The following is a 24,180-nucleotide window of genomic DNA, read 5'->3' on the forward strand; positions in this document are numbered from 1 at the left end:
TTAGCCGAACATCGCCTGCAGGTGCAGACAGGCATCGTCATAATCGCTGCGTTCAAAAATGCCCTGCTGCAGGAAAGCTTCCATCTGCGGATAGAGCTTAATGGCCCGGTCCAGCATCGGATCGCTGCCTGCGGCATAAGCGCCGACGCTCACCAGATCGCGGTTACGCTGAAAGCTGGAGAGCAACTGCTTGAACTGGCGCACGCGCGCATAGTGGGTTTCATCAATCAGCGCGGTCATGGCACGGCTGATCGACGCTTCAATATCAATGGCCGGATAGTGACCGGCCTCCGCCAGGCGACGCGACAGCGCAATGTGGCCGTCGAGAATAGCGCGCGCCGAGTCGGCAATCGGGTCCTGCTGGTCATCGCCTTCGGTCAGTACGGTATAGAACGCGGTGATTGAACCGCAGCCGTGAATGCCGTTGCCGGCGCGTTCTACCAGCGCCGGCAGCTTAGCGAACACCGAAGGCGGATAGCCTTTGGTGGCCGGCGGCTCGCCGATCGCTAGGGCGATCTCACGCTGCGCCATGGCGTAGCGGGTGAGGGAGTCCATAATCAGCAGCACGTGCTGGCCGCGATCGCGGAAATCTTCAGCGATGCGCGTGGCATAAGCGGCTCCCTGCATACGCAACAGCGGCGAAACGTCGGCCGGCGCGGCGATCACCACCGAACGCGCGCGCCCTTCGGCTCCGAGAATGTTTTCGATAAACTCTTTAACTTCGCGGCCACGTTCACCAATCAGGCCCACCACGATGACGTCGGTTTTGGTGTAACGCGCCATCATGCCGAGCAGCACCGATTTCCCCACGCCGGAGCCGGCAAACAGCCCCATACGCTGGCCGCGGCCCACGGTGAGCAGGGCGTTGATCGCCCGCACACCGGTATCCAGCACATCATGGATCGGCGTACGCTGCAGCGGGTTGAACGGTGCGGTGATCAGCGGCGCGCGGTAGCCGGTTTCCGGCGCGGGCAGGCCATCCAGCGGCTTGCCGCTGCCGTCCAGCACGCGGCCGAGTAGCTCCGGACCCAGCAGCAGCTGTTTACCGCTGTGATCGCCGTGCACGCGGGCATAAACGCGCGCGTCGGGCAGAATGCCGTCGACCTCTTCCAGCGGCATCAGAAACAGTTTCTGGCCGTTAAAGTCGACCACTTCGCTTTCCACTTCGGTAATCGTGCCGTTGTCGTGGCGCTCAATAATGCAGGTGGCGCCCAGCGGCAGCTGCAGGCCAGTGGCTTCCAGCACCAGACCGGTGGCGCGCGTCAGGCGGCCATAGCGGCGCACCGTCTGCACCTGACTGATGTGGTCTTCAAAACTGTCGAGCACGCCCAGCCAGCGCGAAAGGCGTGACGTCATCAGAATGCTCCCGGTGCCGCCAGACGGCGCACGATAAGCAGGATTGCTTTCTGTTCGTTCTCCACCGCGGACATACGTACCGGGCCACGGTTGGCGAGGTCGTCGCGCAGGATATCGGCGGCGCGCGCCGACATGTTCTTGAGGAATTTCTCGCGCAGCGGCTGCTCGGCGCCTTTCAGGGCAATCAGCAACTGCTCGGACTCCACTTCCTGCAGAAGGCGCTGGATACTGCGGTCGTCCACTTCCACCAGGTTTTCGAACAGGAACATCTCGTCGATGATCTTCTGCGCCAGCTCGCCGTCGAAGTCGCGTACCGCTTCGATAACCGCTTCTTCCTGCTGAGTTTTCATCGGGTTGATGATTTCAGCTGCGGTTCTCACGCCGCCCATCTTCGCGCGCTTGAGATTGGTGCCATCCAGCAGGCCGTTGAGCACTTCGGTCAGCTCCGCCAGCGCCGCCGGCTGTACGCCGCCGAAGGTGGCGATACGCAGCATGACATCGTGGCGCAGACGCTCGTCGAACAGTGCCAGAATATCCGCCGCCTGGCCGCGCTTCAGGTGCACCAGAATGGTGGCGATAATCTGCGGGTGCTCGTCGCGGATCAGATCCGCCGCCGCCTGCGGTTCCATAAAGTTGAGGGTTTCCATGCCGCTGGTGGTTTCGCGCGTTTCGAGGATGTCCTCCAGCAGGCTGGAGGCGCGCTCTTCGTCCAGCGCCTTGATCAACACCGAACGCAGGTAGTCGTTGGAGTTGAGGCTCAGCGCAGCAAACTGTTCGGCATCGGTTTCGAACTCGCGTAGCACGTTGGTCAGCTGCTTGTGCGAAATCTGTTTCATGCTGGCCATCGCGGCGCTGAGGTGCAGCACCTCACGCTGGTTGAGGTGTTTAAACACCTCCGCTGCACGCTCTTCGCCAATGGTCATCATCAGAATGGCGCTCTTTTCAGTACCGGTCAGACTCATAGTTCGTTACTCATCCATTCGCGGATAACCAGCGCCACAACGCGCGGATCGTTTTCTGACATATCGCGGATGCGCTGGCTCATCACCTCGGCGCTCATGCGGTTATTAGATTTGCGCTCCTTGTCCAGCTCGTCTTTATTGATCTGGACGCTGTAAGCGGCTTCTTCCTCACGGGCGGCAGCACGGGCAGCGGCGGCTTCGGCGGCGGCTTTCTCGGCTTCACGTTTACGCAGCAGCTGCGGACGCACCATTTTGCGGTAGAGGATGAAGGCAACCAGTGCCACCAGCAGCCAGCGACCGGCGGTCATCAGCTGTTCAAAGAACGACTGCTGCTGCCAGAAGGGCAGGTCGCCGCCGGTTGGCTCGGTAGTGTTGAACTGCGAGTTCACCACGTTGACGCTGTCGCCACGCGTTTGCGAATAGCCCATCGCTTCGCGGGTCAGATCTTCAATCTGTTTGATCTGCTGGTCGTTCAGGACCACCGCTTTGCCTTTGCGGTCATCGCGGTAGTTGACCACCACGGCGACCGACAGGCGCTGTACGTCACCGACGTTGAGTTTGGTGTGACGAATGGTGCGATCCAGCTCGTAGTTCACCGTGTCGTTGCGGCTGGAGCTGCTCGGGCCGCTGCTCTGCGCGGTGCTGGTCGAGGTGCCGGCATTCTGCGCGTTGTTGTTGTTCTGCTGGCCGTTAGCAGTGTTATTGTTCTGCTGTTGCGGGTTGGTGACCGGCGCGGTATTAGCCGGCGCAGGCTGATTCGACAGCGCACCCGGTACGCCGCCCGGATACGGGCTGCCGTTCTGAACGTTGGTGCTGGTCTGGTGTGAGCGAATCGCCGTGTTATTTGGGTTCGCATTCGGCTGATACTTCTCATCCGTCTGCTCGCTGCGGTCAAAGTTAATCTGCGCGGTCACCTGCGCATGCACATTACCCTGATCGAGAATCGGATTCAGAATGGCTTCAATCCGCTGCTGATAGCGTGCTTCCACTTCGGAGGCATATTTCAGCTGGGCATCGTTAAGATCGCGGCCTTCGCTGTCGGAGCGCGTCAGCAGGCGACCCGCCTGATCGACCACGGTCACATTGCCTAGTGGCAGACCGGCTACGCTGCTGGAGACCATGTGCTGAATCGCCTGAATCTGGCCCTTATCCAGCGCACGGCCCGGTTGCAGGTTCAGCGTTACTGAGGCAGACGGGGATTTTTGCTCGCGAACAAACAGCGTCGGTTTTGGCATCGCCAGATGCACGCGCGCGCTCTTCACCGGTCCGAGCGTTTCGATGGTGCGCGCCAGCTCACCTTCCAGCGCGCGCTGGTAGTTAATCTGCTCACTGAACTGGCTGATACCAAACTTCTCTTTATCCATCAGCTCAAAGCCTACCGAACCCCCTTTCGGCAGTCCTTGCTGGGCAAGGCGCAGACTCAGCTCATGCTCTTTATCGGCGGGCACCATCAGGGCGCCGCCATTTTCAGCGAACTGGTAAGGGATGTTCATCTGGGTGAGCTGGGTAACGATCGCGCCGCCATCCTCATCAGAGAGGTTGTTATAGAGAACGCGATAGTCGGGCGCTTTGGCCCACAGCACCAGCGCCAGAACCACGGCGATAGCTGCCGCGGCAGCAACGATTAATGGAATACGCGGATTTGCGCGCAGGCGGGCGAGAAGGTCATTAAAGCCTTTCTTTGCTGTATCCTGTGTGGCGGCTGCACTCGCATTCATGACCAATTCCTGCCTGACATAATTGACCGGGTGTATGTAGGTGGCAAAACTGACTCCCTGATACGCATCCCCGCCCGTTGATGCCGTGTTGCTGGCCGACGGGGTAGGGGAAAAAATGAAATTCCAATCTAATGCCTAGCATTATTTGATGAATCGTGTCACTTCGATGGCTAAATAAGCCGGGTTTTTTGCAGTCATTTAGCGCCTTTGTTCTATTGACAGTGTGTTAACTTTTCCTCCGTGAAAAAATGAACCCTTCATCTATGAGGTACAGGCAATGTCAATTCAGGCAATTGATGGCGCACTGCAGCAGCTGCAGCTGACGTCACTGCAGGCCAGTGGCAAACCGACCGAGTCCGCCAGTCAGCTCGATTTTGGTGCCACCATGAAAGCCACGCTGGATAAAATCAGCGCCACCCAAACCGCTGCGCGCAGTCAGGCGCAGGATTTTGAGCTGGGTAAACCGGGCATCCAGTTGAATGATGTGATGGTCGATCTGCAGAAATCGTCGATTTCGATGCAGATGGGAATTCAGGTGCGTAACAAGCTGGTCAATGCCTACAGCGAGATTATGAGCATGCAGGTCTAGCGGCGCGCACAATAAAAAACCGCCTGAAAGAGGCGGTTTTGTCAGGGTCAGGACAGTGACAATTTCTCGCTGATCGCCCTGTAGCCTTGTTCAGCAAAACGTTGCTGACTGATTACATTGTTTTTGGTGGGTTCAAACTAGGCACCGTCTTCACTGATAGAGAAAAACCAGATTTCGGGTTCTTCATCGCCGCGCTGTACCCAATAAAATCCTTCCTGCATTATCATGTCCTCCTCACAGAATATAGTTCAGCTACGCTGCGCTTAACAGCGTAACTGACAATATTCTCACCTGCAGACAAAAACTTAAGCAGAGTGTGACTCTTCCGGTGGCGTCAGTTTGCCACTCAGGAGTTTAAAACCGGCAGATTTAAAACGAGGCAGAGAAAGCGGTATAGGCTCCATCGGGCGATAAAAGCCGCGTCCAGCATCCCAGTACCATACCTCAGGCTCAGTTGTGCTGCTGCCTACCCAGTAAAAACCCGTTTCCATTAGTGCTCTCCAGAAATAAATGAAGGCACGCCTTCTCTAATTTCCGCAAAATAATGTATTAATTAAACTCAATGATCAATCTCCATTGCCGCTTCGCTTATTAACGCCAGCAGTCAGCGGCCGCGAAAATAACATCCCGTGGGTCGGTCCAGATATCATCGAAGGCAATTTACTGATCCTGATAAGGATCTTTTTTGTCATCCTGACTATCATCGCGCGTACGCGGGATTTCACCGTACTCACGAGCGTCATCCTGGGCTGGATGATCATCCTCTTCATAAGCATTACCTGCATGCGGTGCGGTTTCCGGTAAACCTTTGTGCACCTCGCCCTCGTTTTTACGCTCCTTATTGGTTTCGTGTTGTTTCATCTCTCTCTCTCCAGCAGGGGTTTTATTGTGATGAATTTTAGCTGATCGGTGGCCGTTTCTGGCGGCCGTAATCGTTTTCACACTCTACACGCAGAAAGGCTAAATTGTACAGTTTTGCAAAGTTGTACAAGTTTATGGGAGCTGTATAGAAGTGTGTGAGTCAGCGAGGAGAGAAAAAAATTTTGTTGAGCAGAAAGAGGGGGTTAGCACAGAGTCTGATATTTTATTCAGGTTAACTGCATGATTTTTCCTGTGAAAATGGCGATTTATTCTTGGAAAGAATGGCGAAATTGTTGTGCAAATCTCCTCTGACCACACGAAATGCTAACGGAATTGTTGTACAAGTTTTCCATCTTTGTATAACTTCTCGGTTGTGGCAGTCAGTCACACGTAACGAATGATGCTTTGCATCGCCTCTGAAGGTGTTGTGGATTTCCACTTTCAGAGGCTGCTTTTTTACCTGTGCTGATTCAAAAATTTAACCTGAGTAACCGATTAATCACTGCAGTCTTCACTGCAGCTCACCCGATGAGGCTTGTTATGGAACAGAATGCATTGGCGTCAACAGAGTCTCAATTGTCAGAATATTTCCAGCACGCGGGTTCAGAATATGCCAGTGAAAAAGAGATCATTGCTCTGATTTACAAACAGCTGGCGGCGGTGAAACTGCGCGTGAGCAATAAAGATATTATTCTGGCGCTGCTGGAGCGATTAGAGTCTGAACATGACGTGGTTCAGCTGGATATTTATCGCCAGGCACTGGAACTTATTGTTCAGCGCACGCCTGACGATATTGCTTCCTGAAACCTGTGTCTTTCGTACTCCACTCCTCCACTCCATTGCCGTAACACGGATGTTAGCTTGCCTATCTGCTTCGCCCCTTAGCATAGGGGCATTTATTCTTTTACCGCCTCGTTTATTATCTGAATAAGCCCAGCGTTAAGTGCCCGGTCGCTTCTCTTATCTGCTACAGTAATTGGCTGGAGTAAGCTTTCATGCAAGCAGGGTTACTCATTACGCCAGAGGGCGTATCACTTTATCGGGCACGCATGAATGTCTGATTCGCGGCGCAGGCTGCTGGGCAAACCTATGAATGATGGTTATTACTGGATTAAAGATGGCGAGCGTCATCCGGAAGTGTGGCTGTACCAGAAGCAGTTTGGCTGGTTTCGCCCGTGCAGCGCGGTGCCAATGACGCAGCGCACGTTTGAGCTGATGAAATACGTGGTGCTCAGTGAACGGCTGGAGGAACCGGCGCGTGAGACTGAGTGTTAAGCGCGTGACCGCCGTAATCACGGCGGTCAGCGTGTGCAATTATTTGATTTCCGGCCAGGCCACAGTCGGGAAACCATTAAACTGCGGACGGGCAAATAGATAGCCCTGGAATTGACTGACACCGACCGCTTCCAGCCACATCCACTCCTCTGCTTTCTCCACGCCTTCAGCAATCACCACCATCTCCAGCGAAGCGCAGCACTTAATGATGGCATGCACAATCGCCTGTTTTGGGCCGCTTTTGTGCACGTCACTGATGATTTCCCGATCGATTTTGATCTTATCCGGCTGGAATTTAGACAGCAGCGACAAACCCGCAAACCCGGCACCAAAGTCATCCAGCGGCAGGCTGATACCGGCCGCCTTAAGTTTTCTTACTTCTGCCGTAAACTCTTCGGCACGCGAGATGATTTCATTCTCCGTCACTTCCACCACGATCTGCTCCGGTACCAGACCGTTGGCCGCGATTTCCTGCAGCAGGAACTCCACCGCATTCGGGACGGTGACCAGCGACATCGGCAGCAGATTGATGGTCAGCGTCTGCTCGCCGAGGCCAAGATTTTTCGCTAGGTTAAAGGCCAGACTTTTGGACTGAATATCGGCGTGGTAAATCGCATCGCCGCCAAACGCAGAAAAATACTCCTGCGGAGAACCACCGTCCGGCGTGCGAATAGCGCTTCATAGGCCGTAATACGCCGCGAGAAGGGATCGGACAATCGGCTGAAACGCAAACCGGCAATCCTGCACATAGTGCTGCAAACTCTCCAGCTGACGCTGGCTTTCCGCATCAGTAATAAATTCCTAGGTATTCGCCGGCGGGATCTCGAAATAGTTCTCTTTTTTCCGCGCCTCAACGAAGGTGCGCAGGAACTGCAGTGCACGGTCGTCATTGGTCAGCTGGTAACGCGAAGTGCCTTTATCCAGCACCGCCTGTAGCACGCTGGATTTGTCGTGCTCGCGCAGGTCAAACAGCTCCATACCGACGTTACCAAAGCGCCGGGCTGGCGCGAAGTCATGCATCAGCTTCACCAGATTGTGATGGCGGGCGTCGCGGCAGATACGGTCGTAAATGCCCTGAACGGCCTGATCGGGTCCTTCAAGCAGCTGGAAGAAATGCCGTCCATCAAACAACAGAATGCCGGTGACATCTGAAACTTCGTTTTTCTTATTGGCTTTGCCAACCATATCCTCCAGCGTTTTGATGGGAACGTGATCATAGAGGTGGCTGCGGTAAAGGATGGTAGTCAGCATGAGATTGTCCGGCGCTATCGTTATTTTGCCTTACATTAACAGCCAGACGGCAGGATCTGTCCAGCGCTGAGACGCCTGATCGTTAACTATTTTATAAAATGCCACTTAACCGAAGCGGCTAGCGGGTCACGCTAGGTGAAATTTTTACTCAACCGCTGGCCAGCGATGTTAACGATAAATAAATTCGATTGAAAGGATAAATGAAAAGCGTATCGTTAGCCGGGTTAACCGGAGGTGATAAAGATGTTGCGTGATTATTTGAAGATTTATGAAAGCGATCGTTTAGTTGAACAGAGCTTGTTACGCCTGCATAACCGGGGACAGGAAGATGTCACCGAATGGCATATTGTCGGTGCCAACGGTGAGCACAAAGGCAGCGTGGTGCTGTTCGATAAACTGAGTAACCGCCGCTCTTATCGCGTCAGTTACCGTATAACGCAAACCGATCTCTAGGGGAGGGTGGTCGTCGATCATCTCACCGACACGTTGTGATTTTTGCCGTAGTCTTTTGTTGGATTTGACCCGCCGCGTGGCGGGTTTTTTGCCTGCTTCAGCGGCTGCCGCGCCGCCGCATTTCCACCAGCGTGCCAATCAGTTCCAGCGCACTTTTCTGACTCTGCTGCACGGGAAAATCTTCGTTCAACGGCCGTAACGAGAAAATTTGCTCGTCGTGCATCCGAATAATTCGCACCATCGCGACTTCGTCTACCCGCGCCAGCACCACATCGCCCGGCTGGGGCACGTGTTGCGGATCAAAAATCAACCGGTCGCCGGCGCGATACGCCGGGTTCATGGCGTCATCTTCCAGCGTAACCGCCAGAGCACTGTCGCTCAGCGGTTTGTCACTGTAAAGAAAGCGGACAGCCTGCTGCTGCCACTGCAGTCGTTGCTTATTCAGCCAGTCCGCGGCCTGCACCAGCGTGACCAGCGGCACGGCAGTGAGAGCGGGGGAAGCGTGCGTACTGGCAAACGGCTGGCCGTCGCCATCAATAATCCACGCCGCGCTACACTGCAGCAGCTCCGCCAGCCGCAGCAGATGCTTACCACGCGGCACCGTCTCCTCTTTTTCCCACTGCGAAACCGCAACGTGCGACACGCCAATGCCATTGGCCAGCGCCTGCTGCGTTAATTTCAGTGCTTTACGGCGCTGGCGAATGCGCTCACCACCAGATTCTTTTTTCATCATCTTGACAACTCCTTCAGGCTTGACTTAAGTATACTTTAAATAATTATTTAAAGTATACTTAAATCTGCCGCTGGCCGTGTCACTGGTGAGAGAGGCCAGCGGGTTGTCCGGCTAACCCTCGCCAAGTGAGAGAGGTAGGGCATGGTGAGTAGTTTGGTCACCATGCGTAGGCGCACTGCTGCTTGGCGGTGGCGCGGCAGCGGTGTTCTGGAAACCCCTGATGGCGGGGATCGCGTCAATCGTCACCAGCAATCGCGCGGGCGGCGAGATCATCACCAGCTACAAAGAGCAGGTGCTGCTTCTCAAGGAGAGCCATGCGCTGATGCGCCAGGAAAACGATGAACTGCGTATCCGTCACGATAAAAACCTGCGGCGTATCTCATCGCTGGAGACCGATCTACGTTTGATCAAGAACGTACTCGGTATCCTGCTGGCGACCACCGAAGCCGAGCACAGCGATAAGTTTCGCAGCCAGATTAATCAATTGATCACCACTCTGGAGGAGAACCGCGATGAACTGCTGGTGCGAAGCCACCGCCGTCATCTGATGCTGGGTGGCCTGCTGATGCTGTTATCGCTGCTGTGTGTGGCGATGACCATTCTGTTTCTTTACGTCAATAACGACGCCAACCGGCGCGTGGAGGAGATTCGCCAGCAGTACCGGGCCATCTCCGATCGACGCGAAGCAAAGGTCGCCGAACTGACCAGCCAGCTGGTTGAGCTGCAGAAAAAGCTGGATGCCCAGCCGCCGCGCAGCGCCAGCCACACCACAACGCCTTCCACGCCGTCGGCCGGGCAGCAAACCGCGCCAGAGCAGCGGCGCTAAGGAGGACCTGATGCGTATTACCGAGCGGATCGCAGTCCGTTTGCATCAACTGCGGTCTTTATTTAGCAATAAGGAGAAAATTATGAGCGATCAAACTGTCATCAACCCAACCAGCGCTGCGGCGCAGCAGGCATTGTCACCGCTGGAGAGTTTTGCGAACGAAATGGCCGGCACGGCTGCGGTGCCGGCTGCGGCTGACAGCGCAGCTGATAGCCTTGCCCAGCCAGCGACACAGCCGGCAGCCGCAACACAAGCCGCGCAACCGGCAGCGGCAGTGCCCGCCAGCACTGAGCAACCGTTTCATGCGGACGCCCCGGTCGATCTCGATCAGCAGCTGGCAACGCAGGATACGCTGGCGAACGGCTCGGCCAGCGCAGGCTCCTCAGCGGCCGCCACGCTTGGCGTGCGCAACGCGCAGACCGCAGCGCCGGTTGTTGTCACCGCTGCCAGTGATGCGGTGGCGCAGGATATCAGCGCCGGGGTGAAGGACTTTGTCCAAGCCTTCAGCTTTGTTGAACAGGGCGTGATTAAGCTGGGCAGCGCCGCGAAGGATGAACTGATTGCGCTGGCGAAGAAGTATCTGTAATTCAGGCGGGCAGGGATGCCCTGATCACCCGTTCGGCAGCGTGATCTGCTTTTCCAGTTCCAGTGGGTTTCGCTGCCGGCTATTAATCTTTTTAGCGGGCGAGCCGAAGTAGATCGACCACGCGTCGGTATCGCGCGTTATCAGTGAATTGGCGCCTACCGCCGTTCCCTCTGCCAGCGTAAGGCCGGGCATAATAATGGATTGTGAACCGACGATAACATGTCGGCCCAGCACCACTTTCCCCGAGGTTACGCCGGTCAGGTGGGCAGGCACGGTGGGATTGGTCATGAATTCTCCACTGTAGTCATCACTTTTCGAGTAGATTTTTACGCCCTGCGAAAGCCCCGAGAAATCCTCCATTTCTACACCGGCACCCGCCAGTACGGCACAGTAACCGCCAATATGAATGTAGGAGCCAAGCGTCAGATACCCATCGCCGGCAGCCACGAGGGTCGAGAATCCGTCGATGCGCACGTGATCGCCAAGAGTGATATTGTGCAGGCCAATAATGGTGCAGTTTTTTGCCACCATGACCTGCCTACCGACGTGTTTGAAGCCGAAACTGTTCAGCTCATGTTCGGTGTAATAACCAGGATTGAAAGGTTCAGTCGACACAATGCATTCTCCGGATGATCGGGGCTGGTGTGCCATTATAGGTGCGAAGGCAACAGTCTGTAGCGGAAGAAAAGCGGTAAATCTGACGTCAATTCATCTCAATCAGCACAGGAATGGAGAGTAAGTTAAGATAATTCTGCAGGCGGCTTCGCTATTATCTGCTAACTTTAATTGCTCAGGCGTTATTTTAACTGGCTTTATCAGCAAAAAGGAAAATAGCATGAGTGATACAGAGGCAATCAAAACCAAAACTGACTACCTGTGTGATGTCACCTCACAGCTAAAAGAGATGCGTCATTATGCGCAGACCAACACCGAGACGCTTTCCAGCCACTGGCTGGCCTTTGATGCCGGGGAGTATAAGGATAAAGAGTACGCCACGCGTTTCGATACGCTGATCAACAAGCAGGGACAGCTGCTGGATGATATCGATCAGGCGATTCAGGATCTGGAAATCGCCATCAATCACAGCGAGCAGGAAAGCTAAGCGCGGCTGCTGGTGGCCTAATCGGCCACCAGCCACATCTCGGCTTCATCGAACATCTCTTCAACAATACGCGCAATCGTCGCCTTGTCGTTTTTATTCATATCGGTTTCGATGGCGTTACGCTCCATCGGCTTAACCCGCACCTCCAGATCCGGAAAGACGCGCTGCACGCGTTTCTCCAGCTCCTGCAAAATCATTTCCCGCGCGCCCGGTAAACCGGCTACGTTGCGCTTGTCGTAAATCAGCTCCACAAACATCAGGGCATTCCAGTAATCAAAGTGGGAGCGTCATATTACTGTAAATAAAACCAGTGACAAACGGCAGGGCGGCAATTATTTTCATACGGGTGAAACAGCGTGGAGTAAAGATGCAATGACAGGGGAGTAAAGCGGGAAAAAGCAGAGGGCGCACGCAAAAAATCGAACCTCTGGAGGTGGAAATCCAGCAACACCTCCAGAGGCGGTGCAATAGCACCTTTCGTTCAAGGACAATCGACGACAGTCGTCGTGAGTATTAAGTTATACAACTTTTACCATCTTGTACAACTTTTTCCCCGGGAATTTCTCTCCGACTCGCCTTTTTATCAGTGCATCGCTTATAACTCGTTCTTCATACAGAACTCTTCCCACGTCATACCCAGCGCTTCCGCGTGAGATTTCAGATAGGTTTCAATCGCTTGTGCAGCAACCGCTTTATCCGGTTCCGCCAGCTGGATGGAGAACAGCATGCCGTCGAGCTTCTTCTGACGCAGAAACGCGGCATAGATGCGCTCGGCGTGCCACACGCGCAGTTCACGCAGGGACATATTGGCGGCGCGCGCATCACTCTCACTTAGTTCATCCAGCGCGGCCTGAAAATCAGGGTGGGCGGTGAAAAACATGCTGCGGGCCTGGGCGTAATACTCTTCAGGGGTTTTCATTCGGGGGTTCCTGCCGGTCAAATTGCGCGTTAGTGTAACCCGCACACGGCGACTTGTCAGGAACCCCGAATGTTTACTGCTGTGCGGCTTGCAGGCGCGTCACGTCCTGCTGATTTTTTTCCAGCGTTTGGTCCACCGTCAGCTTGCCCTGCAGCAGCGCCGCCAGATTCTGCCCGACGGCGTTACCCATCTGATCAAAGCCAGCAATACTGACGTACTGCACACCGGTGTAAGGTACGGTGTTCAATGTCGGTTGATCGACGGTGGCGGATTCAATCGCGCTGCGCACCTGAGCGGCGTAAGGCGCTAGGCGCTGGCGCAAACGCCAGCTTGTCCGCTACCAGCGAGATCTGCGGGTTGATCAGCAGCCCGGCGGCGACGGTACTGTCGATCCACATCGCGCATTTTCCCTGTGCGGTAAGACGCAGGATCTGGCCAAAGCTATTGCTGGCCGTATCCGGCGGACCATCCTGTTTCACCATCGCGAGATAATCGGTCAGCACCTCATGCCACTCTGGCGAATTCAGCGTCGGCTGCCAGCGATCGTCAAACCACTGCGCACCATAGGCGTTGGCCATGGTGGTGAGCAGGGCCACGTTATCGCCCCAGCCGGGCTGGCCGCGCAGGCACAGGCCATAGATACTGTGCTGAGGATCGGTGAGTTTCGCCGCGAAATTTTTGATGTCGGTCCAGTCGGGATCGTCCGGCATGGTCAGCCCTTTCGCCGCAAACAGATCTTTGCGGTAATAGGTCATGCTGCTTTCCCCGTAAAACGGTAGCGCGTACAGCGTTTGCTGCCAGGATAGTGCTTTGCGCACCGGCGTCAGCAGATCGTCGCTGTCATACTCTGGCGGCAGGTTATTGAGCGGCGCCAGCCAGCCTTTTTTACCCCACAGCGGCGCTTCATAGGTACCCACGGTAATCACATCAAATTTTGCATCACCGCTGTTCATTGCTGCCAGCACCGCCTGGCGCAGGGCGCCATCATCCATCACGTGCTACTGTAGTTTCACGTCCGGATGCTGCTGTTCATAACGGCTCGACAGCTGCTGCATGATGGTCATGTCACCATTGGCAATGGTGGCAATATTGAGCGTGGTGGCGGCCTGGCTGAGCAGCGGCAGCGCAGCCAGCAGCGCGATTATGGTACGCTTCATGGCGGCTCCTTATGGCTGCTGCAGGCGGAAGAACGCCATTTTTTCAACCAGCAAACCGGCATGCTGGCTCACCGTCTGGCTGGCCTCGCTGGCCTGCTGCACCAGCGATGCATTCTGTCGGGTGGCGCCGTCCATCTGGATTACCGCGGTGTTCACCTGCTCAATGCCGCTGGATTGCTGGCGGCTGGCCACGGCGATCTCGCCGACAATATCCACCATGCGCGCCACGCCGTGATTGATGTCGTTGAGCATCTCGCCAGAGCGCTGCACCAATGCGCTGCCGGCTTCGACTTTGCCCACGCTGGCATCGATCAGCGCCTTGATCTCCTGTGCGGCACCGGCCGAACGCTGCGCCAGCTGACGTACCTCTGACGCCACCACCGCGAAGCCGCGTCCCTGTTCCCCGGCGCGCGCCGCTTCCACCGCCGCATTCAGTGCCAGCAGGTTGGTCTGGAAGGCGATTTCATCCAGGGTAGCGAATTGCTCCTGCACCATGCGGTACAGGCGTGAGGAGTATTGCAGCGGGAGCAGCTCGTTCTGATAGGCATTTTGCGCGCGCTGATCGGCAGCGCGCAGGCCGATAATTCCCCAGACGGCAGCAATAATCAGTAACAGGCACAGCATGCTGACAATCGCAGCCAGACGTGCGCGAAGGGTCAATAGCATAACAGCGTTCTCCGAAACCAGGGTGAGTAAGTCGTCAATATTGTTATGGGTGCAGGTGCTTTAGACTTCACATCAGGTTATCGGCGAAGAGTTGAACAGCTTGAGGGCGCCGGAGAAAGAGAAGGGGGAATCCACGGCAGATACCTTGCGTCACGCCGGGAAAACATTATAACGTAGCCGCCATTGATGCGAGTGTAGGGACCGAAGATGAAAAAGTGGATGGTACTGGCCGCGCTGGCGCTGAGCGGCTGTGCGCAAATCAACAGTTATGACGAAGCGGTAAAAACCCCGGCACCGCTGGAACTGCAGGGTAACTGGCAGACGATGGGGCCGCAGAGCAAGCTGATCAGCAGCGAGGCCATGGCCAGCCTGATCGTCAGCGCTGATGGCGCTACCCTTGATTGCCGCCAGTGGCAACGGGTGATTGCCAAACCAGTCAAGCTGACGCGCCTGGATGATGACTGGGTTAACGTTAACCGTCAGGCGCGCGTGATGCCGCTCACGCTGGTGAACGGTGAGCTGCACTATGATGGCCTGACGCTGCGTAAAGTGGATCGCCCAACCGTCGAGTGCCAGCAGGCGCTGGACGAAGTGGCAAAGCGCCTTGGCGACGCGCTGATTCAGGATATTGAGCCGCAGATTCTCAAGCCGGTCACGGCAGAGAAATAAAGGACAGAGCTGAAATGCTTTTCTTCCTCTCCCGGCTGCGGGAGAGGACATTTCATCAGGCTGGAACGGTTATCGCTTCTGCAATAAATAGCTGTTTTAAAAGCCGGGCAAACTGCCAATCACATCGAAACCATTAAAATAGCCACCCGCCCGTAATAAATCCACCGCAGGACCGACCTGCGGTGAATACTGGTGATCGCGATAATCGTCAAAGACGATAAAGCCGCCTTGCACTAGGGTGGGCGAATATAACAGGAAATCGAGCAATACATGGCGGCCTTCGTGTCCGCCATCAATATGCAGTAATACGGCACGCGGATTAAGGGCCTGCACCCGCTCAATACTTAATTCAGAGTAGCCACGGATGAGATTAACCTAGGGAAACAGCTTTTCGTGATAAAAGCGCAGTTCACTTTCCTGATTTGCCAGTTCCATGGGATCGATGCTGATAATGCGACGTTTATGCTGGCAAATTTCATTCATGAAAGCAGTCGATTTACCTTTCCACACGCCGATTTCAATGATGTCACCCGCCACATTATTATGCTCGAGTAACCAGCAAAGATAACCCAGGCATTTTACATCGCTATGGAAAGAGAGCTCACGGCGCGCCATGGCCAGCTCTGCCGGTAATTCTGCCTGCGCCTGTGCAGAGTATCACCGACCTTATCCCAGGTGTCATCGATGAGCTGCTGTATTTCAGGCTCCTGAAAAAAAACTTTTAAATCCGCGATATCGAGCATGTCGTTGCCTTATAAAGAGAGAATACAGCCGGCAAGGCTGAGAAGGTCTGCGTTAAATGTGCCACAGTTGCCATCATTCAAGGCGGTAATAAGGCTCAGTTTAAGGGGGTAATTAAACGCTTAGTATGGCGGGGGGCGGTAAGAATCCAAGGAGAACGGCGTCTCCCTGACAGAGAGGATTATAAATCGCTGGGGGAAAGCACCTGACTGGAAAAACGACCATAAGCGTTGGTGACTTTCTGTTGCTGCGTGGTTTGCTGGACCAGCGAACGCAGTTCTTCCATGCGGGTCGCCATCAGCTGCTTAATCTCAAGCTCATTGTCCATCACCTGCTTCACCTGCTTCAGCATTGGCCGTAACTGGACACGCAGCGCAGCAGGCAGGGCGGAGGGTATCACGGTCGCGCGCCACGTGCGTAACGCTGCTTACGTAAGCTGCCTCACTGGCCACTAAATCATCCCAGTGCCCCTGGCGCGCCTGTTTCAACATCTGATTACTCAGGCTGAGCAAACGCTGATACCCCCTGCAGCAGGTCGTTATCTGAAGTCATGGTTACGCTTCCTGAACGGCGTGAGGACCAATTTGTTTCCACGCATCGGCAATATTGCTCAGCAAGCGCTCGACTTCCGCAATCGCTGCCGGATCGTTGTGCAGGTTGGCTTCCAGCAGACGGCGGGTCATGTACTCGTAAAGATTATCCAGATTGGCAGAAATCTCTCCACCGGCTTCATGATTCAGCCCGGTGCGTAAGCCATTAGTAATGATATTAATGGCTTTCGACAGCGCCTGACCTTTACCGGGAATGTCGCCCTGATCCATCAGAATGGTGGCTTTCTTCATGGCGCTGAGCGCGCCATCAAACAGTAAAACCACCAGCTGATGTGGGCTGGCGCTTAACATGGCACTTTCCAGACCGACCTGTGCGTAGGCCTGCGTTCCCGATTTAGCGTACATATTTAACTCCTGTTAACTGCTCATGTTCGCGAACTGCTGCGTCAGATAGTTCTGGGTCTGGGTCATGGATGAGACCAGCGTATTCAGGTTCGTGAACTGGGTCTTGTAGCGCGCCATAGTGGCGGTAATCTGTGCGTTTACCCGATCGTAATCGTCAGACAGTTTCTTCAGCGTTTTATTGATACCGTCAGTGGCGTTCTGTACAGAACCATTGTTGCCTAAAATTTGGTCCAGATAGTTACTGGTTTGCGTCGCAAAGCCGGTGGTTTTGCCATCACCGGACAGGAAGCTGACCACATCCGCCGATTTTTCATCCAGCGCTTTGTTCAGTTTGGTGCTGTCGACGGTCAGCTTGCCATTCACGTCCTGGGTAATACCGATTTGTGACAGCAGTGAAATACTGCCGCCGCTCTGGGCACTGGTGGACAGCTTGGAGCGCAGGCTGGTCTGAATGTTACGCAGCGTGCCATCACCTAACAGATCGCCATTGCTGGAGTCCTGCGAGGTACTGCCCTGATCCACGGCGGTGTATTTGGTCTGGTTACTGATGGTGGTCTGCAGCGAGTTGTACGCGTCAACGTAAGCCTGCACCGCGGCGATCATCGGCGCATTATCCTTGGTGACGGATAAGGTCTCCGGGCTGCCGGTGTTGGTTTTGGTCAGGTTCAGCATGACGCCTTCCGGCGCATCAGTAATGGTGTTGCTGCTGCGGGTGATGGCGACGCCATTGATGCTCAGTTTGGCATCGGCCGCTTCCACCTGCTCTGTCATACCATTGCTGCTGCCACCTTTGGTAAAACCAATGTACTGCGCCAGGGCGCTGTCATCGGTAGAAACCGTCATCTCGTTGGTGGTGCTGGTATCACGCGAGGTCAGGGCCAGATAATAGGTATTGTCATCGGATTTGATGATACTGGCGGTAACGCTGCCTTGCTGTTTGTTAATTGCATCTTTAATGTCCGTCAGGCTGGTTTGATCTTTGCTCAGCGTGATGGTCATTGGGTCTTTCTGACCCGGTTGCGTAATGGTGATGGTGCGCGAGGCGAGGCTTGAATCGCCTAAATCGCCATCTTTACTGGTCGCGCTTTTCGACAGCAGCGACTGCGCTTTAGCCAGTTGGGTGACTTCAACCGAAAAGTTACTGGCCGCAGCATCATTGGCCAGCGTGACGGTGAACGCGGTGTTGGTGCTGCTGACTTTTGTTGAGGCAATTGCAGACGTGTCTTTGAGCGCAGCGGCAGCTGTCTGGACTTTCGCCAGTGCCGTTTGCACGACGCCCCATGCTGTCAGCTTGGCTTTATAAAAGGTTTGCTGATTTGTAATTGGCGTCAGGTTGGTTTTTTCTGCCGTTTCAAGCTGGTCATACAGCTCGCTTAAACCCAAGCTATTACCAGCATTGAGGTTACTTACACTTGCCATATTGTAATCCTTTATAGGTGGATAATCACTGAGGAGGGTATCGGCAGTAAGCGGAAAAATATTAGACAAAATATAAAAAAACAATGAGGCAAATAAAGAAGGGATAAGGGCCTGTCTTCGGGGTTTAAAAAAATAGCTAAGGTTTTCTCAGGCACCGACGATAACCAAAGCAAGCTGAATGGCCCCGGACCAAAAGCCCGATAGAATATCAACTCATTGACTCAAGGAATTTATCATGGCCGTTATCAATACCAACACATTGTCGCTGACCACGCAAACCTGAAGTGGCACACTAAATTTGGCCACCTGAACAGAGGTGATCTGCTCACCTCAGAACAACACAGGTGCCATAATGAAAAAAAGAAATTTCAGCGCAGAGTTTAAACGCGAAGCCGCTCAACTGGTCCTTGATCAGAACTACACCGTTGCAGCTGCGGCCAATGCTATGGATGTGGGTCTTTCTACCATGACGCGATGGGGAAAACAGTTGCGGGATGAACGACAGGGCAAAATACCTAAAGCCTCCCCTATAACCCCGGAACAGATTGAAATACGCGAGCTGAAGAAAAAGCTACAACGTATTGAAATGAAAACGACATATTAAAAAAGGCTACCCACCGGTATAAACGTGGTGGTCATGAACACATCGTTATCCCGAATCGCCTTGAGCGACAGTTCGCAGTGACAGAGCCTAATCAGGTGTGGTGCGGCGATGTGACGTACATCTGGACAGGCAGGCGTTGGGCTTACCTCGCTGTTGTTCTCGATCTGTTGGCAAGGAAACCGGTAGGCTGGGCAATGTCATTCTCACCGGACAGCAGGCTGACCATCAAAGCGCAGGAAATGGCGTGGGAAACTCGCGGTAAACCAGCCGGAGCGATGTTCCACAGTGACCAGGGTAGCCACTATACAAGCAGGCAGTTACTGTGGCGTTGCCGGATCAGGCAGAGTATGATCCGACGTGGAAACTGTTGGGACAACAGCCCGATGGAACGCTTCTTCAGAAGTCTGAAAAACGAGTGGGTGCCAGTGACAGGTTATATAAACTTTAGCGAAGCTGCACATGCGATCACAGACTATATCGTCGGATATTACAGCTCGCTAAGGCCGCATGACTATAACGGTGGGTTACCCCCAAACGAATCGGAAAACCGATACTGGAAAAACTCTAAAGCGGTGGCCAGTTTTAGTTGACCACTTCAGGTGCAGACGTTGCGGTAACGGTGCGGGCATCAACAGGGTCGCCATCAATGATAAAGGTCGCCATGAATGGCGACCCTACAGTAATGGTGCGGGAATGACAGGGTCGCCCTGAATCGCGCCCCTGCAACCATCACTACCGCCGCTTCAGCAACAGATACAAACTGATGGCAAAGAACGCGCCGCTCGGCAGAATCGCGCCCAGCACCGGCGGTAAACCGTACACCAGACTCAGTGACCCGAAGATCTGATCCAGCACGTAGAACAGGAAGCCAAAGCTGATGCCGGTGACCACGCGCACGCCCATCGATACGCTACGCAGCGGACCAAAGATAAACGACAGCGCCATCAGCATCATCACCGCCACTGACAGCGGCTGGAAGATTTTGCCCCACATATTCAGCAGGTAGCGCCCGGATTCCTGGCCGCTCTGTTTGAGATATTTGCTGTAATTATACAGACCGCTGATCGACAGCGCGTCCGGGTCCAGCGCCACCACGCCCAGCTTGTCTGGCGTCAGATTGGTTTTCCATTCGCCGCTCAGGCTCTGTGAACCGGTAATCTGCTTCGGATCTTTCAGGTCCGACTCATCCACCTGCGACAGCTCCCACAGTTTGCGATCTTTATTCCAGACTGCGGTGGCGGCATAACGCATACTCAGCAGACGCCGCTGGTCGGTGAAGCGATAGATACTGACGCCGTCGATCTCGTTGTCGCCTTTAATGCGCTCAATGTAGATAAAGTCGTTGCCGTCTTTCGCCCACAGGCCGTTTTGCGTCGAGACCAGCGAGCCGCCGTACAGCTGCTGCGCCCGGTAGTTACGCGCCATCTGCTCGCCCTGCGGGGCGACAAACTCGCCCACCGCCATGGTCAGCAGCACCAGCGGAATCGCGGTTTTCATTACCGCCACCGCCACCTGCAGACGGGTAAAGCCGGAGGCCTGCATCACCACCAGTTCGCTGCGCTGCGCCAGCGTGCCCAGCCCCAGTAGCGCGCCCAGCAGCGCCGCCATCGGGAAGAAGATCTCAATATCTTTCGGCACGCTGAGCAACGTGTAGTAACCGGCATCCAGCACGGTATACGCGCCCTGCCCGGTTTTACGCAGTTGATCAACGAACTTAATGATGCCCGACAGCGATACCAGCATGAACAGCGTCATCATGATGGTGTTGAAGATGGTTTTGCCGGTATAGCGGTCAAGGACCTTAAACATCACACGGATCCTCCACGGCTAAAGCGCGCGCGGAAACGGCGCATCGGCACGGTATCCCATACGTTGAGCGCCACCGCCAGCGCCAGATACGCCAGGTTGACCACCCACATCCAGATCGCCGGATCAAACCGACCTTTCGCCGCGTTAGAGCGCAGTGAGCTCTGCAGCAGGAAGAAGATCAGGTAAAGCAGCATTGCCGGCAGCATCGACAGCACGCGGCCCTGACGCGGGTTAACCACGCTGAGCGGCACCACCATCAGCGCCATCACCAGCACAGCGAACACCAGCGTCAGACGCCAGTGCAGCTCCGCCTGGAACTGCGGCGTTTTGGTTTTTATCAGCGTGCTGATATCGGCCTGATCGGCATCGTTAGGATCGAGCACCGCCTCTTTGTACCCCACCAGCGCCTGATAATTGACGAAGTCGGTAATACGGAAGTCACGCAGCAGCGCCGTGCCTTCAAAGCGCGTGCCTTTGTCCAGCGTCACGGTCTGCGAGCCATCTTTGTGCTGCTCCATGTGGCCGCTGTCCGCCAGCACCACCGATGGCCGCGCATTGCCCTTCGGCCGCAGCTGCGCTAGGAACACGCTGCCGAACGTGTTGCCCTTCACGTCTTCGACGAACAGCACGGTATTGCCGTCGCTGGAGGTCTGGAACTGCCCCGCCGCCAGCGCCGCCGCCCCCGGGTTGGCTTTGGCATTTTGTGTCACTTCATCCTGATAGCGCGAAGACCACGGGCCAAGCCAGATCACGTTGACCGCCGCCACCAGCGAGGTGAACAGCATCAGGATCATCGCCGCTTTAATCAGGACGCCTTTACCCAACCCGCAGGCGTGCATCACCGTGATTTCACTTTCGGTGTACAGCCGCCCAAGGGTCATTAAAATCGCCAGAAACAAGCTTAGGGGCAGGATAAGTTGTGCCATTTCAGGCACGCCAAGTCCTAACAATGTCAGAACCAGATTTGTTGGGATTTCGCCATCCACCGCCGCACCCAAAATCCTGACTAACTTCTGGCAAAAGAAGATAAGTAGCAGGATGAACAGGATAGCCAGCTGGCTTTTGAGCGTTTCCCGAACCAGATATCTAATGATGATCACGCTTAGTACGCCTGTGAAAACTTGTCTTTTTGCAGGAAAATCGCTAGTTTCAACGCTTATCAGCCATTTTTCTTCATTAATGGCCGTCATGGTAGCTAAAATAGTATGACGAACGCGTTAGGGTGGTGAAAAAACAACACACAACACATTGTCACCCCACTCATTATGGCCGCCGGCGTAAATTGTCATGGCGTCGCAACAAATTAATGGGTTACGAACGCGCTACATTCTAACGACAGCTAAGGCCGTTGTCTTTAAGATTCAGGAGAGTGCATGGAGTTCAGTGTAAAAAGCGGTAGCCCGGAAAAACAGCGCAGCGCCTGCATTGTGGTTGGCGTTTTCGAACCGCGTCGTCTGCCACCGATTGCCGAGCAGCTGGATAAGATCAGCGATGGCTACATCAGCGCGCTGCTGCGCCGCGGTGAGCTGGAGGGCAAAGTGGGCCAGACGCTGCTGCTGCACCATGTGCCAAATATCCTGTCCGAACGTATCCTGCTGATCGGCTGTGGTAAAGAGCGCGAGCTGGATGAGCGCCAGTACAAACAGGTGATTCAGAAAACCATCAATACCCTGAACGACACCGGATCGATGGAAGCGGTGTGCTTCCTGACCGAGCTGCACGTTAAAGGGCGCAATACCTACTGGAAAGTGCGCCAGGCGGTAGAAACCTCCAAAGAGGCGCTGTACAACTTCGACCAGCTGAAAAGCAACAAAGTTGAGCCGCGCCGTCCGCTGCGCAAGCTGGTGTTCAACGTGCCGACCCGCCGTGAGCTGACCAGCGGTGAGCGCGCTATTCAGCACGGTCTGGCCGTTGCCGCCGGCGTCAAAGCGGCGAAAGACCTGAGCAATATGCCGCCGAATATTTGTAACGCCGCGTATCTGGCGTCGCAGGCACGTCAGCTGGCTGATGCATACAGCAAAAACGTCACCACCCGCGTGATTGGCGAACAGCAGATGAAAGAGCTGGGCATGAACGCCTATCTGGCGGTCGGTGCCGGTTCGCACAATGAGTCGCTGATGTCGGTGATTGAGTACAAAGGCAGCAGCGACGCCGATGCGCGCCCTATCGTGCTGGTGGGTAAAGGACTGACCTTTGACTCCGGCGGCATCTCCATCAAGCCTGCCGAGGCGATGGATGAGATGAAATACGACATGTGCGGCGCGGCGTCGGTGTACGGTGTGATGCGCATGGTGGCGGAGCTGAATCTGCCGCTGAACGTGGTCGGCGTGCTGGTGGGCTGTGAGAACATGCCGGACGGGCGCGCGATGCGTCCGGGCGACGTGCTGACCACCATGTCCGGCCAGACGGTTGAAGTGCTGAATACCGATGCCGAGGGCCGCCTGGTGCTGTGCGATGCACTGACCTACATTGAGCGCTTCGATCCGGAAGTGGTGATTGACCTCGCCACCCTGACCGGCGCCTGCGTGATCGCGCTGGGCCATCACGTCAGCGGTTTGATGTCGAACCACAACCCGCTGGCGCACGAGCTGATTAGCGCGTCAGAGCAGTCGGGCGACCGCGCGTGGCGTCTGCCGATGGCCGATGAGTATCAGGAGCAGCTGGAATCCAACTTTGCCGATATGGCCAACATCGGTGGCCGTCCGGGCGGCGCAATTACCGCGGCCTGCTTCCTGGCACGCTTTGCGCGCAAGTTTAACTGGGCGCACCTGGATATCGCCGGCACCGCCTGGCGCTCCGGCAAAGCCAAAGGCGCGACCGGCCGTCCGGTGCCGCTGCTGTCGCAGTTCCTGCTGAACCGCGCCGGACTGAACGGCGACGATTAAGATCCGGGGCGAATCCTGCAACGGTGCGCATGAATGCGTTTGACACCCTGCGGCCATTGGAACGGTGCGCATGAATGCGCACCCTACGGGTGTAGGGTCGCCATTCATGGCGACCTTATTATTGGACGCCGCAATCTTACTGTCGCACAATGCGCCCCACTGTCATTGATGGAAATAACCTGCCATGAAAAACGCCACCTTCTTTGTCATGGAGTCTGAAAGCGCCAGCGACGGCTTAAGCGCCATCGAAGCGCTGGTGTGCGATTTGGCCGCCAGCCGCTGGCGAGACGGTAAGCGCATCCTAATTGCCTGCGAAGATGAACAGCAGGCCAATCGGCTGGATGAAGCGCTGTGGCAGCGTCCGGCCAACGCCTTTGTGCCGCACAACCTGGCCGGCGAAGGCCCGCGCTACGGCGCGCCGGTTGAGCTGGCTTGGCCGCAGCGACGCGGCAGTGCGCCGCGCGATCTGCTGATCAGCCTGCTGCCGCAGTTCGCAGATTTTGCTACCGGTTTCCATGAAGTGATAGACTTCGTATCTTATGAAGAATCCCTGAAACAACTGGCGCGCGACCGCTATAAAGCGTATCGCAGCGTTGGTTTCCAATTGAATACGGCGACGCCACCCCCGCCGCAAACGACATAG

General features: G+C 55.3%; 28 protein-coding genes and 5 pseudogenes. 11 read left to right on the plus strand and 22 right to left on the minus strand.

What is annotated here, in order from left to right; translation table 11 throughout:
• From fliI to fliF, 3 genes are read right to left on the minus strand one after another with little or no spacing between them, the layout of a single operon-like run.
• Positions 1-1,356, minus strand: a complete 1,356-nt coding sequence (gene fliI, locus AC6I8M_RS18505; RefSeq protein WP_010618639.1) for a flagellar protein export ATPase FliI — start codon at positions 1,354-1,356, stop codon at positions 1-3.
• Entirely contained in the window at positions 1,356-2,318 is a 963-nt protein-coding gene (gene fliG / locus AC6I8M_RS18510; protein WP_010618638.1) for a flagellar motor switch protein FliG, read from the minus strand. The genes fliI and fliG overlap by 1 nt, the downstream gene beginning before the upstream one ends.
• Positions 2,315-4,036 carry a flagellar basal-body MS-ring/collar protein FliF gene (gene fliF / locus AC6I8M_RS18515; protein WP_010618637.1) on the minus strand — a complete coding sequence of 574 codons (1,722 nt, stop codon included), beginning with the start codon at positions 4,034-4,036 and terminating at the stop codon, positions 2,315-2,317. The genes fliG and fliF overlap by 4 nt, the downstream gene beginning before the upstream one ends.
• Positions 4,037-4,313: 277 nt before the next feature.
• Between fliF and fliE the strand changes: the two genes are divergently transcribed.
• Positions 4,314-4,625 (plus strand): flagellar hook-basal body complex protein FliE, encoded by a 312-nt coding sequence (gene fliE, locus AC6I8M_RS18520; protein WP_010618636.1) that lies wholly within the window; start codon positions 4,314-4,316, stop codon positions 4,623-4,625.
• Between the two features lie 660 nt (positions 4,626-5,285).
• Here the strand turns inward: fliE and AC6I8M_RS18525 are convergent.
• Positions 5,286-5,486 carry a hypothetical protein gene (locus AC6I8M_RS18525; RefSeq protein ID WP_010618635.1) on the minus strand — a complete coding sequence of 67 codons (201 nt, stop codon included), beginning with the start codon at positions 5,484-5,486 and terminating at the stop codon, positions 5,286-5,288.
• A gap of 462 nt (positions 5,487-5,948) precedes the next feature.
• On the opposite strand from AC6I8M_RS18525, the gene AC6I8M_RS18530 reads away from it, so the two are divergent.
• Both AC6I8M_RS18530 and AC6I8M_RS18535 read left to right on the plus strand, forming a co-directional pair.
• On the plus strand, positions 5,949-6,290 hold the full coding sequence (locus AC6I8M_RS18530) for a biofilm development regulator YmgB/AriR family protein (protein WP_318285191.1): 342 nt from the start codon (positions 5,949-5,951) through the stop codon (positions 6,288-6,290).
• 249 nt (positions 6,291-6,539) lie between these two features.
• Complete coding sequence (locus tag AC6I8M_RS18535; RefSeq protein WP_010618633.1) at positions 6,540-6,761, plus strand: hypothetical protein; 222 nt, start codon at positions 6,540-6,542, stop codon at positions 6,759-6,761.
• 39 nt (positions 6,762-6,800) lie between these two features.
• Here the strand turns inward: AC6I8M_RS18535 and AC6I8M_RS18540 are convergent.
• Positions 6,801-8,012 (minus strand): annotated as a pseudogene (locus AC6I8M_RS18540) (diguanylate phosphodiesterase).
• 243 nt (positions 8,013-8,255) lie between these two features.
• Between AC6I8M_RS18540 and AC6I8M_RS18545 the strand changes: the two are divergent.
• Entirely contained in the window at positions 8,256-8,465 is a 210-nt protein-coding gene (locus AC6I8M_RS18545; protein ID WP_010618632.1) for a hypothetical protein, read from the plus strand.
• A gap of 97 nt (positions 8,466-8,562) precedes the next feature.
• Here the strand turns inward: AC6I8M_RS18545 and AC6I8M_RS18550 are convergent, their stop codons facing one another.
• The gene (locus AC6I8M_RS18550) at positions 8,563-9,198 is read right to left on the minus strand and encodes a helix-turn-helix domain-containing protein (protein WP_010618631.1); all 636 of its coding nucleotides are present in this window, start codon (positions 9,196-9,198) and stop codon (positions 8,563-8,565) included.
• A gap of 141 nt (positions 9,199-9,339) precedes the next feature.
• Between AC6I8M_RS18550 and AC6I8M_RS18555 the strand changes: the two are divergent.
• Positions 9,340-9,715 (plus strand): annotated as a pseudogene (locus tag AC6I8M_RS18555) (hypothetical protein); the annotation flags it as partial.
• 391 nt (positions 9,716-10,106) lie between these two features.
• Positions 10,107-10,610 (plus strand): hypothetical protein, encoded by a 504-nt coding sequence (locus tag AC6I8M_RS18560; protein WP_498013557.1) that lies wholly within the window; start codon positions 10,107-10,109, stop codon positions 10,608-10,610.
• A gap of 24 nt (positions 10,611-10,634) precedes the next feature.
• On the opposite strand, the gene AC6I8M_RS18565 is transcribed toward AC6I8M_RS18560, so the two are convergent.
• The gene (locus tag AC6I8M_RS18565) at positions 10,635-11,225 is read right to left on the minus strand and encodes an acyltransferase (RefSeq protein ID WP_010618628.1); all 591 of its coding nucleotides are present in this window, start codon (positions 11,223-11,225) and stop codon (positions 10,635-10,637) included.
• A 220-nt stretch (positions 11,226-11,445) separates the two neighbouring features.
• Between AC6I8M_RS18565 and AC6I8M_RS18570 the strand changes: the two genes are divergently transcribed.
• Positions 11,446-11,712, plus strand: coding sequence for a hypothetical protein (locus AC6I8M_RS18570; protein WP_010618627.1), 267 nt, complete (start codon positions 11,446-11,448; stop codon positions 11,710-11,712).
• 17 nt (positions 11,713-11,729) lie between these two features.
• Here the strand turns inward: AC6I8M_RS18570 and AC6I8M_RS18575 are convergent, their stop codons facing one another.
• The 7 genes and pseudogenes from AC6I8M_RS18575 to AC6I8M_RS18605 form a co-directional block, all read right to left on the minus strand.
• Positions 11,730-11,969 carry a DinI-like family protein gene (locus AC6I8M_RS18575; protein ID WP_010618626.1) on the minus strand — a complete coding sequence of 80 codons (240 nt, stop codon included), beginning with the start codon at positions 11,967-11,969 and terminating at the stop codon, positions 11,730-11,732.
• 338 nt (positions 11,970-12,307) lie between these two features.
• The gene (locus AC6I8M_RS18580) at positions 12,308-12,631 is read right to left on the minus strand and encodes a DUF6388 family protein (RefSeq protein ID WP_010618625.1); all 324 of its coding nucleotides are present in this window, start codon (positions 12,629-12,631) and stop codon (positions 12,308-12,310) included.
• 73 nt (positions 12,632-12,704) lie between these two features.
• On the minus strand, positions 12,705-12,920 hold the full coding sequence (locus AC6I8M_RS18585) for a hypothetical protein (protein WP_010618624.1): 216 nt from the start codon (positions 12,918-12,920) through the stop codon (positions 12,705-12,707).
• Complete coding sequence (locus tag AC6I8M_RS18590) at positions 12,904-13,623, minus strand: extracellular solute-binding protein (RefSeq protein WP_498013558.1); 720 nt, start codon at positions 13,621-13,623, stop codon at positions 12,904-12,906. Before AC6I8M_RS18590 ends, AC6I8M_RS18585 begins: the two co-directional genes overlap by 17 nt.
• A gap of 6 nt (positions 13,624-13,629) precedes the next feature.
• Complete coding sequence (locus AC6I8M_RS18595) at positions 13,630-13,788, minus strand: hypothetical protein (RefSeq protein ID WP_010618622.1); 159 nt, start codon at positions 13,786-13,788, stop codon at positions 13,630-13,632.
• 9 nt (positions 13,789-13,797) lie between these two features.
• A pseudogene (locus tag AC6I8M_RS18600) lies at positions 13,798-14,250 on the minus strand (methyl-accepting chemotaxis protein); the annotation flags it as partial.
• A gap of 75 nt (positions 14,251-14,325) precedes the next feature.
• A pseudogene (locus AC6I8M_RS18605) lies at positions 14,326-14,454 on the minus strand (Tar ligand binding domain-containing protein); the annotation flags it as partial.
• Positions 14,455-14,661: 207 nt separating this feature from the next.
• Between AC6I8M_RS18605 and yedD the strand changes: the two are divergent.
• The gene (gene yedD / locus AC6I8M_RS18610; RefSeq protein ID WP_022548619.1) at positions 14,662-15,123 is read left to right on the plus strand and encodes a lipoprotein YedD; all 462 of its coding nucleotides are present in this window, start codon (positions 14,662-14,664) and stop codon (positions 15,121-15,123) included.
• Between the two features lie 96 nt (positions 15,124-15,219).
• On the opposite strand, the gene AC6I8M_RS18615 is transcribed toward yedD, so the two are convergent.
• The 6 genes from AC6I8M_RS18615 to fliD all read right to left on the minus strand — a co-directional run bounded on the left by AC6I8M_RS18615 (position 15,220) and on the right by fliD (position 18,239).
• On the minus strand, positions 15,220-15,456 hold the full coding sequence (locus AC6I8M_RS18615) for a class I SAM-dependent methyltransferase (RefSeq protein WP_022548618.1): 237 nt from the start codon (positions 15,454-15,456) through the stop codon (positions 15,220-15,222).
• Between the two features lie 42 nt (positions 15,457-15,498).
• The gene (locus tag AC6I8M_RS18620; RefSeq protein ID WP_022548617.1) at positions 15,499-15,738 is read right to left on the minus strand and encodes a TylF/MycF/NovP-related O-methyltransferase; all 240 of its coding nucleotides are present in this window, start codon (positions 15,736-15,738) and stop codon (positions 15,499-15,501) included.
• Positions 15,739-16,045: 307 nt separating this feature from the next.
• Entirely contained in the window at positions 16,046-16,264 is a 219-nt protein-coding gene (gene fliT / locus AC6I8M_RS18625) for a flagellar protein FliT (protein ID WP_318285193.1), read from the minus strand.
• A complete protein-coding gene (locus tag AC6I8M_RS18630) occupies positions 16,182-16,376 on the minus strand; it encodes a hypothetical protein (protein ID WP_498013559.1) in 195 nt (64 codons plus the stop codon). Before AC6I8M_RS18630 ends, fliT begins: the two co-directional genes overlap by 83 nt.
• A gap of 42 nt (positions 16,377-16,418) precedes the next feature.
• Positions 16,419-16,820, minus strand: a complete 402-nt coding sequence (fliS, locus tag AC6I8M_RS18635) for a flagellar export chaperone FliS (RefSeq protein WP_010618617.1) — start codon at positions 16,818-16,820, stop codon at positions 16,419-16,421.
• A gap of 12 nt (positions 16,821-16,832) precedes the next feature.
• Positions 16,833-18,239: a flagellar filament capping protein FliD gene (gene fliD / locus AC6I8M_RS18640; RefSeq protein ID WP_498013560.1), complete on the minus strand. Its 1,407-nt coding sequence runs from the start codon at positions 18,237-18,239 to the stop codon at positions 16,833-16,835.
• A gap of 352 nt (positions 18,240-18,591) precedes the next feature.
• On the opposite strand from fliD, the pseudogene AC6I8M_RS18645 reads away from it, so the two are divergent.
• Positions 18,592-19,433 (plus strand): annotated as a pseudogene (locus tag AC6I8M_RS18645) (IS3 family transposase).
• 142 nt (positions 19,434-19,575) lie between these two features.
• Here the strand turns inward: AC6I8M_RS18645 and lptG are convergent.
• The gene (gene lptG, locus AC6I8M_RS18650; RefSeq protein WP_041387145.1) at positions 19,576-20,652 is read right to left on the minus strand and encodes an LPS export ABC transporter permease LptG; all 1,077 of its coding nucleotides are present in this window, start codon (positions 20,650-20,652) and stop codon (positions 19,576-19,578) included.
• Positions 20,652-21,752, minus strand: coding sequence for an LPS export ABC transporter permease LptF (lptF, locus tag AC6I8M_RS18655; RefSeq protein ID WP_041387147.1), 1,101 nt, complete (start codon positions 21,750-21,752; stop codon positions 20,652-20,654). The genes lptG and lptF overlap by 1 nt, the downstream gene beginning before the upstream one ends.
• Positions 21,753-22,025: 273 nt before the next feature.
• Between lptF and pepA the strand changes: the two genes are divergently transcribed.
• Both pepA and AC6I8M_RS18665 read left to right on the plus strand, forming a co-directional pair.
• Positions 22,026-23,537, plus strand: coding sequence for a leucyl aminopeptidase (gene pepA, locus AC6I8M_RS18660; RefSeq protein WP_022547938.1), 1,512 nt, complete (start codon positions 22,026-22,028; stop codon positions 23,535-23,537).
• A gap of 184 nt (positions 23,538-23,721) precedes the next feature.
• Positions 23,722-24,180: a DNA polymerase III subunit chi gene (locus tag AC6I8M_RS18665; protein WP_010615957.1), complete on the plus strand. Its 459-nt coding sequence runs from the start codon at positions 23,722-23,724 to the stop codon at positions 24,178-24,180.

Source organism: Type-A symbiont of Plautia stali (genome assembly GCF_059731155.1).